The organism is Pseudoalteromonas sp. 13-15 (genome assembly GCF_001468205.2).
GTDB classification, from domain to species: Bacteria; Pseudomonadota; Gammaproteobacteria; order Enterobacterales; family Alteromonadaceae; genus Pseudoalteromonas; species Pseudoalteromonas marina.
The window spans coordinates 760,842-774,899 of sequence record NZ_CP019162.1 but is presented as its reverse complement, the minus strand read 5'-3'; the positions used below and the strand labels follow the sequence as shown (position 1 = coordinate 774,899).

Below are 14,058 nucleotides of genomic sequence, written 5' to 3'. Positions count from 1 at the left end.
AGTATTGGTGGTGGAAAAAGCGAAAAGTTTATTGTTTAACTATCACCTTTTTATTATCAAATTTCGTTTTAGCCCCCTCAATTTCTCTTTCTTATGAGCAAGTTAAGGGTGGTTATCTCGTTTATTCTGTTCTTAAAAAAGGCAAAAAGACCTGTCCATCCCCTTAATGATGTGTAAAGTCAAGATTTGACCCCTATAGTTTATGTTCTGATGTATGAAGTCAAGATTTGACCCCTATAGTTTCGTTGGCCCTACAAAATTTGATATTTATCCTTTCTTAAGGTAAAGGCGGGTATAGTCCCTTCTAGCACTTCTACAATTTGCTCATTAATAATAGCTTCCTCAATACCACCAGAAATAAAAGTAAATTTATTTCCCGATTCCTTATCAATATCGACTTTAATAACTTGCTCAGAATCAGCAACAACAGCTAAATTGGGATTGTGAGTAACCATTATTATCTGTCTGTATTTTTTAGCCTCTTTTATATAAGGTACAAGCACTTTAGCTACGCTATTATTATCTAAATTATCTTCAGGCTGATCTATTATCAAAGGAACTTCCTCTTTATCAAGCACCAAATAAAACACTAAAAGAAGTGCTCCTTTTTCGCCTGGTGAGAGTTGATCTAAGCTTTTATTCTTTTGCTGTAGATCATAAAACGGTTCAAGAAAACTTAACCCGAAAATATAAGAATATAACTCTTCTCTATCCTTAGTAACACCACCGATGAAAGTTTTCTCTATACCTTTAGAGCTTGGTCGCTTGTCAAACTCCAAATATTCAATTATTTTTGTTAAAAAATCAGCAATTCCATCAGCATCATTCCAGTCTATAGGAGCAATGAGCTCATCCTGAAGTAAATTTAATCCATCTTCACTACCATAAAAAGACCCAGTTTTATTTTGCTTTATATTCCTGAAAAGGGAATTTTTGAACTCGTTTGAGCAGTAGAAGGAGCTTGCGATACTGAGACCAGAAACGTCAGATTCAGAAAGTTTCTTAGATATTTCTATCTTAACTTCATCATAAAATGATTTGATTTCTGATTTTTTAGAAAATATTTCAATAGACTTTGTGATCCTTGACTCTCTTAAAAGTCTAAGTTCACTATTTAATTCAGTATCTATATATTTTAATTTACCTTTAATATAATTCAGGCTATCGAGAATATCAGTATCACCTTCAATTTCGGTTTTTCTTAGTTCCCACTCTGAAAGAGCATCCAAGTAATCTTGGTAAATCTTTTGTTCACCAGTGAAATCTGCTTGTATTTCTTTAATTTTAGCTTTTAAGAATTCAACCTTCGTAGCCAGATTAAGTGAATCGTAATCTTTTGTTTCCCAACCATCTTGAACCAGAATTAGTTCAGCATCACTCTTATTTGATGCTTTTAATTCCTTAATTTTAGAATTAATAATTTCTTCATCGTATTTAACACTGATCACCTTAGCTAAATCAATATCACATTTATCAGAAATATCCTGACCATCAGTAATCGCTAAAATTAAATCATTATATTTATTTTTTAGGTCTCGATTTAATTCATCAGCACCAACAATTAAAAGCTTTCTATCTGCAATGTTATTCTTGATCAAATCAATTTGAGCTTCGATATCCAATTTAGAGATATTAAACCCCTTAAGAGCAACTTTCTTTTGTTTAGTTTCTTCTGTTTCAGTTTGTTTAGAGGGGTTTTCTATAGCGATAGGTTTAGAAGAGTTGTGAACATTAAGTTCCTCTTCTTTTATTTTCTTTTTGCTAAGTAAACTTTTTTTGAATTCAGGATCTGTTTCATTTTCAAGCTGTATAATTTCATCATTTAGCTGAAGTACTTTCTCTTTTATATGATGTATTTCTTTTTCCGCAGATGCTTTTTTTAACCCTATCAGCTCTTGAAAGGATACCTTTCCCATTTTTTCTTCTGGAGGGACATATTGAAAAACAACTTTCTCTATTTCTTGTCGAAAGGCATCAACTTTTCCAATTTCATTACAAACCTTTTCAAAATAGCTTTGAGGTAAATATCTAACAAGTCGTTCTTGACTCTCATCTATTGTATGAATTAACTCACGCTTTTCTGTTTTTCCTCCGCTTTCAAATTCAAGCCAAGCACTGAATCTGTCAGCTAGACCTTTCTTTTTGAATTTATTTTTATGCAGAAATATATAATCGGAAGAGTGCTCAGCATCTGAACACATAGCTAAAATATCAGATAACGCGCTTTTACCACTTCCTTTATGACCAATAATAGTTACAAGCTCACTATTTAATGGTATTTCCAAGTTCTCAAACCAAACAGCATTACTATCTAGTTTACCGGTTCTCTTTATATTAAGAGCTTTAATATATTTAGTTTTATTCTCTCTGACTCTTTTAATAACGCTTGGTTCTTCACCTATATGAAACCTACTTTCTGGTTCATTGAGCGCATACTTTAATCCTGAAAATGAAGGTTCACCTTTGATCCATAGCTTTTGTTTAATCTTATAGTTACGGATATTGTGATTATCAGAACAGATAATCATAGGAATGTTTTTACCTATATTTGGAAAAACAAATTTTTTGTACCCTTCTTGATCTGTCTCCTTTCCTAGCTCGTAAATATCGACTGATTTTGCAATTTCAGTTTTTTGAGCTGTGCCATGAGGGAGAGAGTGGGTAATATTTTCCACAGAGCCACTTTTCTCACCAGCGTGAATAGTAACTATCCCTCCTAACGACTTAATTAACTCTATTGTGTCACTCAAGTCACAATAAACCTGATTTTCTCTAAGACCTTCTGAATCAACTTTATTAATATCAGTCTTATGTTTAATTTGTCCCCACACATGTTCTAAATTACAGTCCTCTGAAAAGATACCTATAAAGTGGACTGGGTCTTTACCTCTAGCATCAGAGAGAAACTCAATACCTGGTAAAACCGTAACATTTTCTTTTTCACCAAGCTCTTTCAACTCAATGTATCTTTCAATATCAATAACATGATGGTCTGTTATCGCAAATACAGATACTGAATTGCGTTTCATTTCTTGTATTATTTCAAGGTTAGTTACCGTTTTATCTTTATAATCATACGACGATGGTGTGTGAAAATGTAAATCCCACCTACTCCACTCTGAGCCCTTGCTTTTCATTTAATTTCCTTTATCTATGAAGATGGAATTTACATAATGTTGTTAGTACAAACGGCACGCTACTGTATCTATACACAGTAAGACCTATCTTAAACTTTAACTAATCGATTTCTAAAATTACTACTCATCTTGGAACCGTGAATCCCTCTCACACGGGTCACCATCTCTATCGCCATCCATTTTTGTATTCGGGCAGTTATTAATAAAAAATACCGCCTCGGCTCGTGAAGTCATTTGGCTGCAGTGCTGCCTGCCATCGCAGGTAAAATTTTGCGTACTTTTTGGAATAACGGTTTTTGGGTATTGCTCATCAAAGGTAACTAAATCGGCGTTGGTAATAACGGGAGTGTGGTTATTAAATTGCTCGTTACTTTTATAATGGTTGTATTTATTTACTGCGACAAAGCCAAGTACGGCGATAATGCTAATTGAGGCGACTTTACCTAAAAAGCTATCGGTAAAATTAGATTTAGCAACACGATGATGGTTTGATTTTTTAGGCGTGACTTTAAGTGAAGCGACGCCTTCTATTCGGCAATTAACGGCTTTGGTTTTACCATCGGGCTGTGTAGCCACTTCAAAATAAAGGGTGTCGCCCACTTTAGGCTTGCGACTCATGTGTTTGAGCGCTGAAATGTGTATAAAGGTGTCGTGCGCTAGGGTGTCTGATTTAATAAAACCAAAGCCCTTTTCGTCATTCCACGCTTTTAACAGTCCTTTGTTCATGTACTTACCTGTGCTGATTAAGCTGCGATTACGCAAATTCCATTTAAGTTAAGAGTCGTTAGTATACGTTCCTAAATTGCTACCACGCAACCAAATATTCATATTAGGTTAATTTAAATACTCAAATTGGTTGGCAAAACACTTAACCTTACAGGGAAATATCGAGTTTTGATCTTTAATAAAGTAGCAAAAAATAGCCTGTTTTATTTTCTAAATTACGGCCAATTTTCTTTTATTCTTCTACTGCTAACTTTTGCGAAGCGATTGAAAATGGCCACTTTAAGTCTCAAATAGTGCCAATCTAAATTAAAACGCGTAAAGGGAGCCAAATATTTGATACAGATGAACACGTTCGTGCAGACACATCAACTGACAAACTTGCCACACTTAAGCCCTACTTTAAAGAAAATGGCACAGTAACAGCTGCTTCATCTTCAGGTATAAACGATGGCGCAGCTATGCTTGTACTGATGGCAGAGCATAAAGCTCACGAACAAGGGCTTCAACCTATTGGACGACTTATTGGCTATTCTCGTGGTGGTGTTGAACCCTCATTAATGGGAACAGGACCTATTCCCGCTGTACAGCAAGTACTTAAAAAAACGGGCTTAACAATCGACGACATTGATATAATTGAGTCTAATGAGGCCTTTGCAGCGCAAGCCTTATGCGTAGCAAACGAGTTAAACTTTCCTGCAAATAAGGTGAACCCGAATGGCGGCGCCATAGCGCTAGGTCACCCAGTTGGTGCAACAGGCGCTATTTTATCAACAAAATGCTTATACGAACTAAAACGCATTGACGGTAAATATGGGCTAGTTACTATGTGTATTGGCGGCGGGCAAGGCATAGCAGCCATTTTTGAAGCGCTTTAATTTTAGGCCACGTTAGTTTAATAGAAAGCTGTATTCACATAGAGCAAAAGACACTTTGCTTTTAGAGGAAGTAAAAACGTGTCAGGCTATATGTTTACGCGAACTTCCTCTTGAGTCTTTGTTTGTGAAAATTTATTATTTAAAAACTCTTTAAACAGAAAAATAAGAGTTACCTCATTTTATAGTTTAACTATTATCGTTGGCAAAACTCGATTTATAAAACGTGTTTACAAGTTAACTTTCTTACCCCCAAAAAAGCACCACCAAATGATATTAAAAATAAAATCGGTAAAAACAGTAATGTATTGTTGTTACCAATGTTTATAGCAGGGCTGCCAATAACTGCCAGCGTATTAATTAGTAGCAATATTAAACTTGATTGAAGGTAGCCTTTGTAGCCTATAGCCCCTGCAAACAATAACATAATAAATGAACCTAAAATCGCAGGTGTAAATGGTGCAACGGCGAGTAACATGCAAACGAATGAAAATATAACAGCACATCCAATTATTATTTTAAACATAATAACCTCAATGATAAGTGGCGTTTAATCCAAGTAATTAAAAGAGGATTAAACCAAATTAACTTTGCCGGGTCTGCTTAACATCCGCAATTACTAATGTTAACGAACTCATTTTGTATAAAAGCGTATTTTGGCTTCTTTTATTGTGGTTAAAAATATAGAAAATGCACAAATTCCACCAGCCATAAACACAATTTGAAAGCTAGATAACGAAGAAAAGCTATATTGCGGCGAATACAAATACTCCCCTAATAGCTGTGCAAAAGTCGCTACACCTAAAATTATTAATAATGGGCACACAACTAGCGTAAACCAAAACCAAATACGTTTAATGTCTTTCATAAAAATTTCCTTTGTATTCCTTTAAATTTAACTTAAAAATAAATTAGCTTGTAGGCTGCCTGTATTTTAAAAGGCTACTCGTTTTTGAGCACTAACAAAGTCTCTAACTTATTAATATACAGATCAATTTCTTTTTTATGTGCATCACTATGTGAACCATTAATTACTTTGACTAATTCAATGTTGTTGAAACGCTCAGAGAGTACATGTATATCTTTATAGGGTGTTAATGCATCGTGCTCTCCTTGAAATATAACAACAGGTGCATATGTTAATAAATCCATGGATTCTGAAAGCTTAGGGTCGTACTCCATAATATTTGCTAATGGTAATAGTGAACCAAGCCATAAATAAGGATTATTTTTAAAGTGATTGCCAATCACTGATGACAAAGAGACAGCGACTGAATCAAGTAAAAAACCTTTAGGCTTATTATATTCCGCAAGTTTTACAGCAACCATAGCCCCTAGCGAGCGAGCAATAAATACAGACTCTGATATTTTGCAGCTTGTACTATCGTTTATATACTCTAGGGCTGTTTTACCTGTTGTCAGCACAGTTTTGTAACTAGATTTGCCTTCGGCCCCGTCATAACCTGGAAATGAAATGGCAAATATTGAAATATTGCGGGCTAATGCATGTTTAAATATTTCTTTTTCATATCGACTAATATTGCCAGACCTTCCAGGAAAAAATATCGCACAATATTTTGCTAATTCAGGCTTATAATGGCGAATGATTAATTCATTATTTCCATGTTTTATTGAGTATCTTTGTGTTTCACTTGTTTGCGAATGTTCTATATTTTTAAAAATAAAGTCAGATAAATAAAATCTAAGAGAAATTAAAATAACCGTAAAATATACAATAAGCAGTAATAACGATAGCTTTAAAAAAATCTTAATATGAGTTCCTTACTGAGCTTTTATTAGGTCCCTAAACATTTACATGTACTCTGTTTTTAACAACCCAAAGCATTTAAGATCATGAAATTGGTTTTTCCAATAGCCACTTTGGCGCCTTATACCCTCTTCTTTAAAACCTACTTTTAATAATACCGCCTCAGACGCGGCATTACCTAAAACAGTATCGGCTTGTATTCGGTGTATGCTACACGGTAATTTACCTTCAAAAGCTGTTTTTACAATACAATTTACTGCGTCTGTTACATACCCTTTCCCCCAATAATCGGGGTGTAAATCATAACCAATAACAGCACTTTGCATTTTGGCGTTCCATGAGTTAAACCCACAAGTACCAATCAGTTTATTAGATTTTTTTAACCGAATAGCCCAGCGTATTCCTAAATTTTCATTAAAACGATCATTAAATAACGTGATTAAATTGCTCGCTTGGGTTAACTCAGTCATAGCTTCTAAATCGTAATATTTTATAACCGACTGGTTTGAAAAAAGCTCAAACAGGGCCATAGAATCTGCTGCTGTGACTTGGTCAAGCACAATGCGTGGGGTGTTTAATATTGGAAAATCCATTTCATTCCTATTCAATGCTTATAATTGTGCGTTTGTTAATACAAACCTAAATTTGAATTCGTAATATGCCAAAATACACACAAACACAGCTTCTAATATAATAAACACAACGCCAATTAAACTTGCTGTTTGTACATAATATAAAGCAATAAAAATGCATATACATACCCATAACGCGTTAGCTATTGCCAATACAGTGATTGTGTAAACAGGCTTAGTGACTAAAAAAGCAAGGGTTAAAGCGTAAATCCCATAGATAACATTGGCACTGGCAAATAAAATTACAATATTTACTGGTAGGTTATACAAAACCGAAACCTGCTCTAATAAAGCAAACAACAATACACCCACGCTAAAACCAGCCGCGCCATCTAGATGTAATATGTTTATAGCTACACCCTCTATTTAGTAGTTAACGACGAGTAATCAAGCATAAGCTAAAGCACATACTATTATATCTAGCAGTAAACTTTATATAATCATTAAGCCTTTAACTTATACGGTAAGTTTAGGTTTCACATTTATTAAAAAAACAACCTCAATGCAAATCCAAATGCGCATAGCAATACACCTGAGAACATAATCCATTGCTGTACTTTGGGAATCCCTATAGTTGGTGTTTCTTTTGATTTAAAAATATCAGCAAAAGGTAAGAAAAATATTTTCGGCATTAACGCTAAACTAAGCAGCATTAAAAATGCCCCAATACTCATTAATAAATCTTGTGCTTTAAATTCGATAATCCAAAAATCGTAAATACCGCTAATTAATAATAAAAAAGCAAAACTAACACACAACGTGAACGCTACTTTTTCTCTCGTAGATGAATTACTCATAAAAATCCTTTTTACATAAAACTTTAATCAAAATCTTATTAGACAAAACAACACCACTGTATAAATATACAGAGTCATTTAATATGCCATTTCTTGCTTATAAAACACTTAACTCACTGGCTGTTAATTTAGCTAGGTGGTTTTAATTTTTGCGGCTGTTGATTATGATGATGCAAAGTCTGCTTTTATAAATTCATTTAAATTTTTCATTCATTTCATTAAGGATCACCGCATGTCTCAGTATGACGAATCTCCAGAGCAAATTTCACAGGCCACTGAAGGCTATGTAATGCAGCAAACTATGTTACGTATAAGAGATCCAAAACCGTCGCTTGCATTTTATGAAAATGTATTAGGTATGAAGCTATTAGGTAAGTATGACTTTCCTGAAATGAAGTTTACGCTGTACTTTTTAGGCTACGAGCCAACACAGCCAGAAGGTGATGATAAGACAAAAGCAAAATGGGTATTTGGTCGCCCTGCTCTTATAGAGCTCACTCATAACTGGGGCACAGAAAACGACGATAGTTTTACAGGCTACCACAGCGGTAACGACGAGCCAAAAGGGTTTGGCCATATTGGTATTAGTGTACCCGATGTTTACGCTGCCAGTGAGCGCTTCGCAAAATACGATGTAGAATTTGTAAAAAAGCCAGACGATGGTTCAATGAAAGGCTTAGCTTTTATTAAAGACCCTGATGGCTACTGGATAGAAATACTCTCATCAGATGGAATAACCGATATTATTTTTGGTAAATAACCAGCGCCTACATACTAAAAAGCCAGCTATTAAGCTGGCTTTTGTGTTTTTGAATAAACAATTACTTATAAGTGAAAGTAACTTCATCCATTTTAGCTAAAACACCTGAATCAGACTTAGAAAAAGTAACTTTATCCGTTACTGCGGTAATATTATTAAAGGTTATAACTACTTCACCTTCCATTACTGTATCGCCATTATTAAAGCTTACATTGTTTGATGTAGTCTGAAATTTATTTTTATCGTCAAATGAAAGGTGTACGTCACCTATATAAGTTTGGGTTTTGCTATCTACAGAGTAGATTTGTTTGTTTGCTGTAATTACATGCTGATTAGCTAAAACAACACTTGGTAAAGCAATTGCAACAACGGCTAATACTTTAAGTAACTTCATATTTATTTCCTTATATTGGAGAACTTATTACAAATAAAAAATGAGTGTTTTTTATACTCCACTTTAAGTTTGCATAAAAGGTACTAAATTGCAAGTATAAACAAAAAACCAGCGGTTAAGCTGGCTTTGTTTATGTACTAATTTACGTAATTACTTACGTAGTGCACTTATTCGTGTTTCAAGCGGCGGGTGAGATGAAAACAGCTCAGCCATGCTTTTACCACCCGCAATACCAAATGCCATCATTGAGCCTTGTAATTGCGACGGATGGTTTTGCTTTAATCGCTCAAGTGCTGAACGCATTTTATCTGCACCAACTAATTTAGCAGCACCGCTGTCGGCTGCAAATTCACGCTGCCTGCTGTAATGCGCTACAACTATACTTGCCAACACACCAAACAGGACTTGGAATAACATATCGAACAAAAAGTAGGTCCAGCTTATTCCGCCCTCTTCTTCATCGCCATTAAGAAAATTATCTACAATATTTGCCAACACTTTTGCAGCAAATATAACAAAGGTATTTACCACACCTTGAATAAGCGTAAGCGTTACCATATCGCCACTAGCAATGTGTGACACCTCATGAGCAAGCACTGCTTCGGCTTGATCTTGGGTCATACTTTGCATTAAGCCTGTACTTACAGCAACTAGTGAATTGTTTTTACTTGGGCCTGTTGCAAAGGCATTCATTTCAGGACTGTCGTAAATTGCCACTTCAGGCATTGCAATGCCTGCTTTTTTAGCTTGTACAGCCACCGTGTTTACAAGCCATTGTTCGGTTTGGTTACTTGGCTGAGTAATAACCTGCGCACCCGTTGATTTTTTAGCAATCCATTTAGACATATAAAGTGAAATAAACGACCCACCAAAACCAAATACGGCCGCAATAAGTAATATACCACCTAGGCTACGATGACTTAAGCCTAGCGCGCTCATTATAATTGAAAGCACCACACCTAATACCAACATAACCGCAAGGTTAGTTAATAAAAACAAAAATACACGTTTCATTCGCGTTCTCCAAAAATAACATTCATTGCTGAGCGATTTACTAAAATTTGATCGGCTGTAAGCAACACTATCGCAATGACACACTATGTCATTGCGATAGTGTTATTCTGTGACAAACTATGTCACAGCGCAAGTACTATTTATGGATTTATTGATAAATTTTCAAGAAGTGTTTTATAGATTTGTAATTTTGGTGTTTGTTCGCTGTACGGGCTAATAGCAAGAATGGGAAACGGTAAGCGTGCCTTTAAACTATCAAGGTTTGCTTGGTATTCATCCATGTGTTCATCAACCTGGTTGGCTATCCAACCTATACAGTTAATACCTAAGCTTTGTATGTGTGCTGCGGTTAAAAGTGCATGATTTAAGCAGCCCAACTTCATACCAACCACTAATATAACCGGTAGTTTCTCAGCTTTTACCCAATCATATAAATACTCGGTATTATTTATTGGCAAAGCCCAACCACCAGCACCTTCTGTAAGCAGGTAGTCAGCGCCTTGCTGTTTTACCGTTTTATAGGCTGCAGTAAGTTTGTTTACATTAATAGTTACACCCGCCTGCTCGGCAGCTATGTGGGGGGCTATGGGTGGTGCAAAAGTAAAGGGATTTACCACGTCATACTTTGCGCTTACTGTTGCACTTTCCATTAGCATAAGTGCATCAGCATTAACAAGTTGGTCAAACGCCATTTCAGACCCAGCAGCTAGTGGTTTATACCCTATTGCCTTTTTTTTATGTTGAGCAAGCAGTTTTAACAATAAACTGGTTACATGTGTTTTTCCGGCATCGGTGTCTGTACCAGTAATAAAAAATTCTTTCATAGCTTTGCCTTGTAACAAACGATGTTTACGCTTTAGTTAATGATAACAATACTACATGATAAGAAACACACGCTTTTTGGTTTATTAACGGATACGCTGCACACGCCGTTTTAAGCGCCGATTTTGTTAATAACCCTGGGCGTGTTTTTCCTGTATTCTGAGTGGTTGCGCCAATTGCTTTTATTGAGCGAATTGCTTGCAGCGGTGTCGAGTATTTATCTGTATAAATTGTGCTTTTAGAGCTTGTAACATTGAAATCAGAGTTTTGGACCGATTGGTTTATATGATCAACCGAATTAAATGTATTAATATGGCTGTGGCTATCGACCGCAGCAAACGCTGTTTTTATTTCGTTTAGTGAGCCTTCAACTACAGTGCTAATAAAAGCTTGCCCGCCCGGTTTTAATACCTCATAAAGTGACTTTAAAAGCACGTTAAAGTTAGCTGACCATTGCACCGCAAAGTTACTAAAAATAATATCTACACTGTTTGATTGTAATGGTAAATTGTCCATATCTGCGCATACTTTGTAATCGCCTTTATTACAACTATTGAGCATATTAAAACTTAAATCCATGGAAAGCACATTACCATAAAGGCTTTTAAGCTGATGGGTGTTTACAAGTGGGCCTGCACCTAAATCAACACACACCTTATTTTTATTACATGCTGAAGGCGCTATTAATTTGAACAAATCATCCGCTGCTTTTTTTTGAACATGTGCATGCGTATTGTAATCACCCGCCGCTTTTGAAAAGTTAACCTGTGCTCCTTTTTTAAGTGCTGGGTTAAACCTTTTTAAATGGCACAGTGTTGCGGGCTTTGTAACCGGCTTACTATCAAGTGCATGGGCTATCATAATAGTGCCTCTGCTAAATGTTTAACTAGATAAGTAATATCATCAAGGGTGTGCGCTGCCGTTAACGTCACTCTTAAGCGTGCAGTATTGTAAGCAACCGTAGGTGGGCGAATAGCGGTTAGCCAAATTCCTTGCTGCTTGAGTTTATTAGCCGCTTTTAATGTTTGCTCTGCACACCCTAATACAATAGGTTGAATAGCCGTATCGGACTCCAATACTGCTATGTTGTGCTGTCGTGCAAGGTGCTTAAAAGTAGCAATGTTTTTATTTAACATTGCTCGTTGTGTGTTAGCTTTTTTAATGTGCCTTAAGCGCAATAATGTATTATCTGCCAATAATGGCGACATAGCCGTTGAGTATGTGTAATCGCGGTTATATTGCAGCATGTAGTCTATAAATGCGTGTGAACCCAATACACACGCGCCACTACTAGCAACTGCTTTACCAAATGTGATGACGAGTATATCGGGTAAAATATCGCCAATAAGTGTTTCGCAACTACCCAGCCCTGTATTACCTAACGCTCCAAAGCCATGTGCGTCGTCTATCATCAGCCATGCATTGTGTTGTTTTGCAAGGCGCAGTAGGTCTTTGATAGGGGCCGTATCACCATCCATCGAAAAAACACCTTCGCTAATAATTAACTTATTTTGTGCTTTTGACTTTTCGAGCCGAGATCGTAAGTGATTTAAATCGTTGTGGTTAAACCGTATTAAAGCCGCATTTGAATGAAGTGCCCCATCTATTAAGCTAGCGTGGTTTAACTTATCTTGAAAAATAGCGCTGTTTTGCGCTGCTGCTTTATCCTGAAACAACGCTTTAATTACACTGCTATTAGCACTAAACCCAGAATTAAAAAGCAACCCAGCTTGATAACCTAACTGAGTGCATAAGTACTGCTCTAACGCTTGTTGCTGTAATTGATACCCTGTTACTAATGCAGAGCTATGGCTACCTAACGTATTAATATTTTCGTTCTCAATAGTTAAATCACCAAAGCCCAAGTAATCATTACTGGCAAAATTTAGGTAGGTTTTATCATTTACCATAATGGTTCGTGCTGTGGCGCTTTGTACCACGTGGCGTTTGCGTAAAAGCAATTGCTCTGCCCGTTCATTAAGGTGTGTGCTAATAAATTCAAATGGCATTAGTAACGCTTACTTAGGCTTCGTAAAATAATTCAGACGTTGCTTTATCTGCAACTTGCGATGAAAGCGACGCTGCTACAGCTTCATCTGAATAATCTTCACGCGTTTCTGGGTTCATTCCTAGCTTTTTAATTAGGTTCATATCGGCATCCGCTTCTGGATTTTCGGTGGTAAGCAGCTTGTCGCCATAAAATATAGAGTTAGCACCTGCAAAAAAACACATTGATTGCATTTGCTCGTTCATGGCGTTACGCCCTGCCGACAAACGTACATAGCTGTGTGGCATCATTATTCGTGCAGTAGCAATAGTGCGTATAAACTCAAAATGGTCTAAATCGTCAACGTTTTCAAGTGGGGTACCTTTTACTTTAACTAGCATATTAATAGGTACACTTTCTGGCTGTTGTGGCAAGTTAGCCAATTGCATAAGTAACCCATAACGGTCGGCTGCTTGCTCGCCCATACCGACAATACCGCCTGAACAGACTTTCATACCGGCATCGCGTACATGATCTATGGTGTTTAATCGATCTTCAAAGGTACGGGTTGATATAATTTGCTCGTAGTATTCAGGTGATGTATCAAGATTATGGTTGTAGTAATCTAAACCTGCACTGCTGAGTTCGTGCGCTTTTTCGTTTGTGAGTTTGCCCAGCGTCATGCAGGTTTCAAGGCCAAGCTCTTTTACTTCTTTTACCATTCTCGAAATGTAAGGCATGTCTCTGTCTTTTGGATCTGACCACGCAGCGCCCATACAAAAACGTGTTGCGCCTTTTTGTTTAGCTAAACGCGCTTGCTCTACTACTTTTTCTACTTCAATAAGTCGCTCGCGCTCTAGGTCGGTTTTATAGTGCCCTGACTGTGGGCAATACTTGCAATCTTCTGGGCATGCCCCAGTTTTAATTGATAACAGGGTAGAAATTTGCACTTCATTTGGGTTGAAGTTAGCACGGTGAACCGACGCCGCCTTAAAAAGTAAATCGTTAAACGGCATTTCAAATAATGCTTTAACTTCGCTATGGGTCCAATTGTGGCGAACAGGTGCAAGTTCCATAATTCTCTCTTTATTTTTTTCATATCGGTGATGTTGGATTAGTCTAAAACTTCAAGTACCATTGTCAACGAAG

At 36.5% G+C, this 14,058-nt stretch carries 15 protein-coding genes and 1 pseudogene; 2 read left to right on the top strand and 14 right to left on the bottom strand.

The window, feature by feature from the left end; all coding sequences use genetic code 11:
- Nucleotides 1-251: 251 nt before the first annotated feature.
- Together ATS72_RS03645 and ATS72_RS03640 are read right to left on the bottom strand one after the other, a co-directional pair.
- Entirely contained in the window at nucleotides 252-3,137 is a 2,886-nt protein-coding gene (locus ATS72_RS03645) for a TrlF family AAA-like ATPase (protein ID WP_058428875.1), read from the bottom strand.
- Nucleotides 3,138-3,257: 120 nt separating this feature from the next.
- Nucleotides 3,258-3,863 (bottom strand): cold shock domain-containing protein, encoded by a 606-nt coding sequence (locus ATS72_RS03640; RefSeq protein WP_058428874.1) that lies wholly within the window; start codon nucleotides 3,861-3,863, stop codon nucleotides 3,258-3,260.
- A 257-nt stretch (nucleotides 3,864-4,120) separates the two neighbouring features.
- On the opposite strand from ATS72_RS03640, the pseudogene ATS72_RS03635 reads away from it, so the two are divergent.
- Nucleotides 4,121-4,738 (top strand): annotated as a pseudogene (locus tag ATS72_RS03635) (acetyl-CoA C-acyltransferase); the annotation flags it as partial.
- Nucleotides 4,739-4,952: 214 nt separating this feature from the next.
- On the opposite strand, the gene ATS72_RS03630 reads toward ATS72_RS03635, so the two are convergent.
- The 6 genes from ATS72_RS03630 to ATS72_RS03605 form a co-directional block, all read right to left on the bottom strand.
- Nucleotides 4,953-5,261 carry a DUF6419 family natural product biosynthesis protein gene (locus tag ATS72_RS03630; protein WP_058428873.1) on the bottom strand — a complete coding sequence of 103 codons (309 nt, stop codon included), beginning with the start codon at nucleotides 5,259-5,261 and terminating at the stop codon, nucleotides 4,953-4,955.
- Nucleotides 5,262-5,369: 108 nt separating this feature from the next.
- Nucleotides 5,370-5,603 carry a hypothetical protein gene (locus ATS72_RS03625; RefSeq protein WP_058428872.1) on the bottom strand — a complete coding sequence of 78 codons (234 nt, stop codon included), beginning with the start codon at nucleotides 5,601-5,603 and terminating at the stop codon, nucleotides 5,370-5,372.
- A gap of 74 nt (nucleotides 5,604-5,677) precedes the next feature.
- Nucleotides 5,678-6,160, bottom strand: coding sequence for a hypothetical protein (locus ATS72_RS03620; RefSeq protein ID WP_058428871.1), 483 nt, complete (start codon nucleotides 6,158-6,160; stop codon nucleotides 5,678-5,680).
- Nucleotides 6,161-6,547: 387 nt separating this feature from the next.
- Nucleotides 6,548-7,096, bottom strand: coding sequence for a GNAT family N-acetyltransferase (locus ATS72_RS03615; RefSeq protein WP_058428870.1), 549 nt, complete (start codon nucleotides 7,094-7,096; stop codon nucleotides 6,548-6,550).
- An 18-nt stretch (nucleotides 7,097-7,114) separates the two neighbouring features.
- A complete protein-coding gene (locus tag ATS72_RS03610) occupies nucleotides 7,115-7,435 on the bottom strand; it encodes a hypothetical protein (RefSeq protein WP_235591540.1) in 321 nt (106 codons plus the stop codon).
- 185 nt (nucleotides 7,436-7,620) lie between these two features.
- Nucleotides 7,621-7,932, bottom strand: coding sequence for a hypothetical protein (locus tag ATS72_RS03605; protein WP_058428868.1), 312 nt, complete (start codon nucleotides 7,930-7,932; stop codon nucleotides 7,621-7,623).
- Nucleotides 7,933-8,164: 232 nt separating this feature from the next.
- Between ATS72_RS03605 and gloA the strand changes: the two genes are divergently transcribed.
- Nucleotides 8,165-8,692 (top strand): lactoylglutathione lyase, encoded by a 528-nt coding sequence (gene gloA / locus ATS72_RS03600; RefSeq protein ID WP_058428867.1) that lies wholly within the window; start codon nucleotides 8,165-8,167, stop codon nucleotides 8,690-8,692.
- Nucleotides 8,693-8,753: 61 nt separating this feature from the next.
- Here gloA and ATS72_RS03595 read toward each other — a convergent pair whose 3' ends face one another.
- From ATS72_RS03595 to bioB, 6 genes are all read right to left on the bottom strand, one after another.
- Nucleotides 8,754-9,086: a hypothetical protein gene (locus ATS72_RS03595; protein WP_058428866.1), complete on the bottom strand. Its 333-nt coding sequence runs from the start codon at nucleotides 9,084-9,086 to the stop codon at nucleotides 8,754-8,756.
- Nucleotides 9,087-9,236: 150 nt separating this feature from the next.
- Entirely contained in the window at nucleotides 9,237-10,100 is an 864-nt protein-coding gene (gene htpX / locus ATS72_RS03590) for a protease HtpX (protein WP_058428865.1), read from the bottom strand.
- 140 nt (nucleotides 10,101-10,240) lie between these two features.
- Entirely contained in the window at nucleotides 10,241-10,924 is a 684-nt protein-coding gene (bioD, locus tag ATS72_RS03585; protein ID WP_006792997.1) for a dethiobiotin synthase, read from the bottom strand.
- A 25-nt stretch (nucleotides 10,925-10,949) separates the two neighbouring features.
- Nucleotides 10,950-11,783, bottom strand: a complete 834-nt coding sequence (locus ATS72_RS03580; RefSeq protein ID WP_058428864.1) for a methyltransferase domain-containing protein — start codon at nucleotides 11,781-11,783, stop codon at nucleotides 10,950-10,952.
- The gene (locus ATS72_RS03575) at nucleotides 11,780-12,931 is read right to left on the bottom strand and encodes an aminotransferase class I/II-fold pyridoxal phosphate-dependent enzyme (RefSeq protein WP_058428863.1); all 1,152 of its coding nucleotides are present in this window, start codon (nucleotides 12,929-12,931) and stop codon (nucleotides 11,780-11,782) included. Before ATS72_RS03575 ends, ATS72_RS03580 begins: the two co-directional genes overlap by 4 nt.
- A 13-nt stretch (nucleotides 12,932-12,944) precedes the next feature.
- Entirely contained in the window at nucleotides 12,945-13,985 is a 1,041-nt protein-coding gene (bioB, locus tag ATS72_RS03570; protein ID WP_058428862.1) for a biotin synthase BioB, read from the bottom strand.
- Between the last annotated feature and the right edge of the window lie 73 nt (nucleotides 13,986-14,058).

Excerpts from the sequence above, each read along its gene's own strand:
- ATS72_RS03645 (WP_058428875.1), bottom strand. The coding sequence starts at position 3,137 with ATGAAAAGCAAGGGCTCAGAGTGGAGTAGGTGGGATTTACATTTTCAC.
- ATS72_RS03640 (WP_058428874.1), bottom strand. The coding sequence starts at position 3,863 with ATGAACAAAGGACTGTTAAAAGCGTGGAATGACGAAAAGGGCTTTGGT.
- ATS72_RS03630 (WP_058428873.1), bottom strand. The coding sequence starts at position 5,261 with ATGTTTAAAATAATAATTGGATGTGCTGTTATATTTTCATTCGTTTGC.
- ATS72_RS03625 (WP_058428872.1), bottom strand. The coding sequence starts at position 5,603 with ATGAAAGACATTAAACGTATTTGGTTTTGGTTTACGCTAGTTGTGTGC.
- ATS72_RS03615 (WP_058428870.1), bottom strand. The coding sequence starts at position 7,096 with ATGGATTTTCCAATATTAAACACCCCACGCATTGTGCTTGACCAAGTC.
- ATS72_RS03605 (WP_058428868.1), bottom strand. The coding sequence starts at position 7,932 with ATGAGTAATTCATCTACGAGAGAAAAAGTAGCGTTCACGTTGTGTGTT.
- gloA (WP_058428867.1), top strand. The coding sequence starts at position 8,165 with ATGTCTCAGTATGACGAATCTCCAGAGCAAATTTCACAGGCCACTGAA.
- ATS72_RS03595 (WP_058428866.1), bottom strand. The coding sequence starts at position 9,086 with ATGAAGTTACTTAAAGTATTAGCCGTTGTTGCAATTGCTTTACCAAGT.
- htpX (WP_058428865.1), bottom strand. The coding sequence starts at position 10,100 with ATGAAACGTGTATTTTTGTTTTTATTAACTAACCTTGCGGTTATGTTG.
- bioD (WP_006792997.1), bottom strand. The coding sequence starts at position 10,924 with ATGAAAGAATTTTTTATTACTGGTACAGACACCGATGCCGGAAAAACA.
- ATS72_RS03580 (WP_058428864.1), bottom strand. The coding sequence starts at position 11,783 with ATGATAGCCCATGCACTTGATAGTAAGCCGGTTACAAAGCCCGCAACA.
- ATS72_RS03575 (WP_058428863.1), bottom strand. The coding sequence starts at position 12,931 with ATGCCATTTGAATTTATTAGCACACACCTTAATGAACGGGCAGAGCAA.
- bioB (WP_058428862.1), bottom strand. The coding sequence starts at position 13,985 with ATGGAACTTGCACCTGTTCGCCACAATTGGACCCATAGCGAAGTTAAA.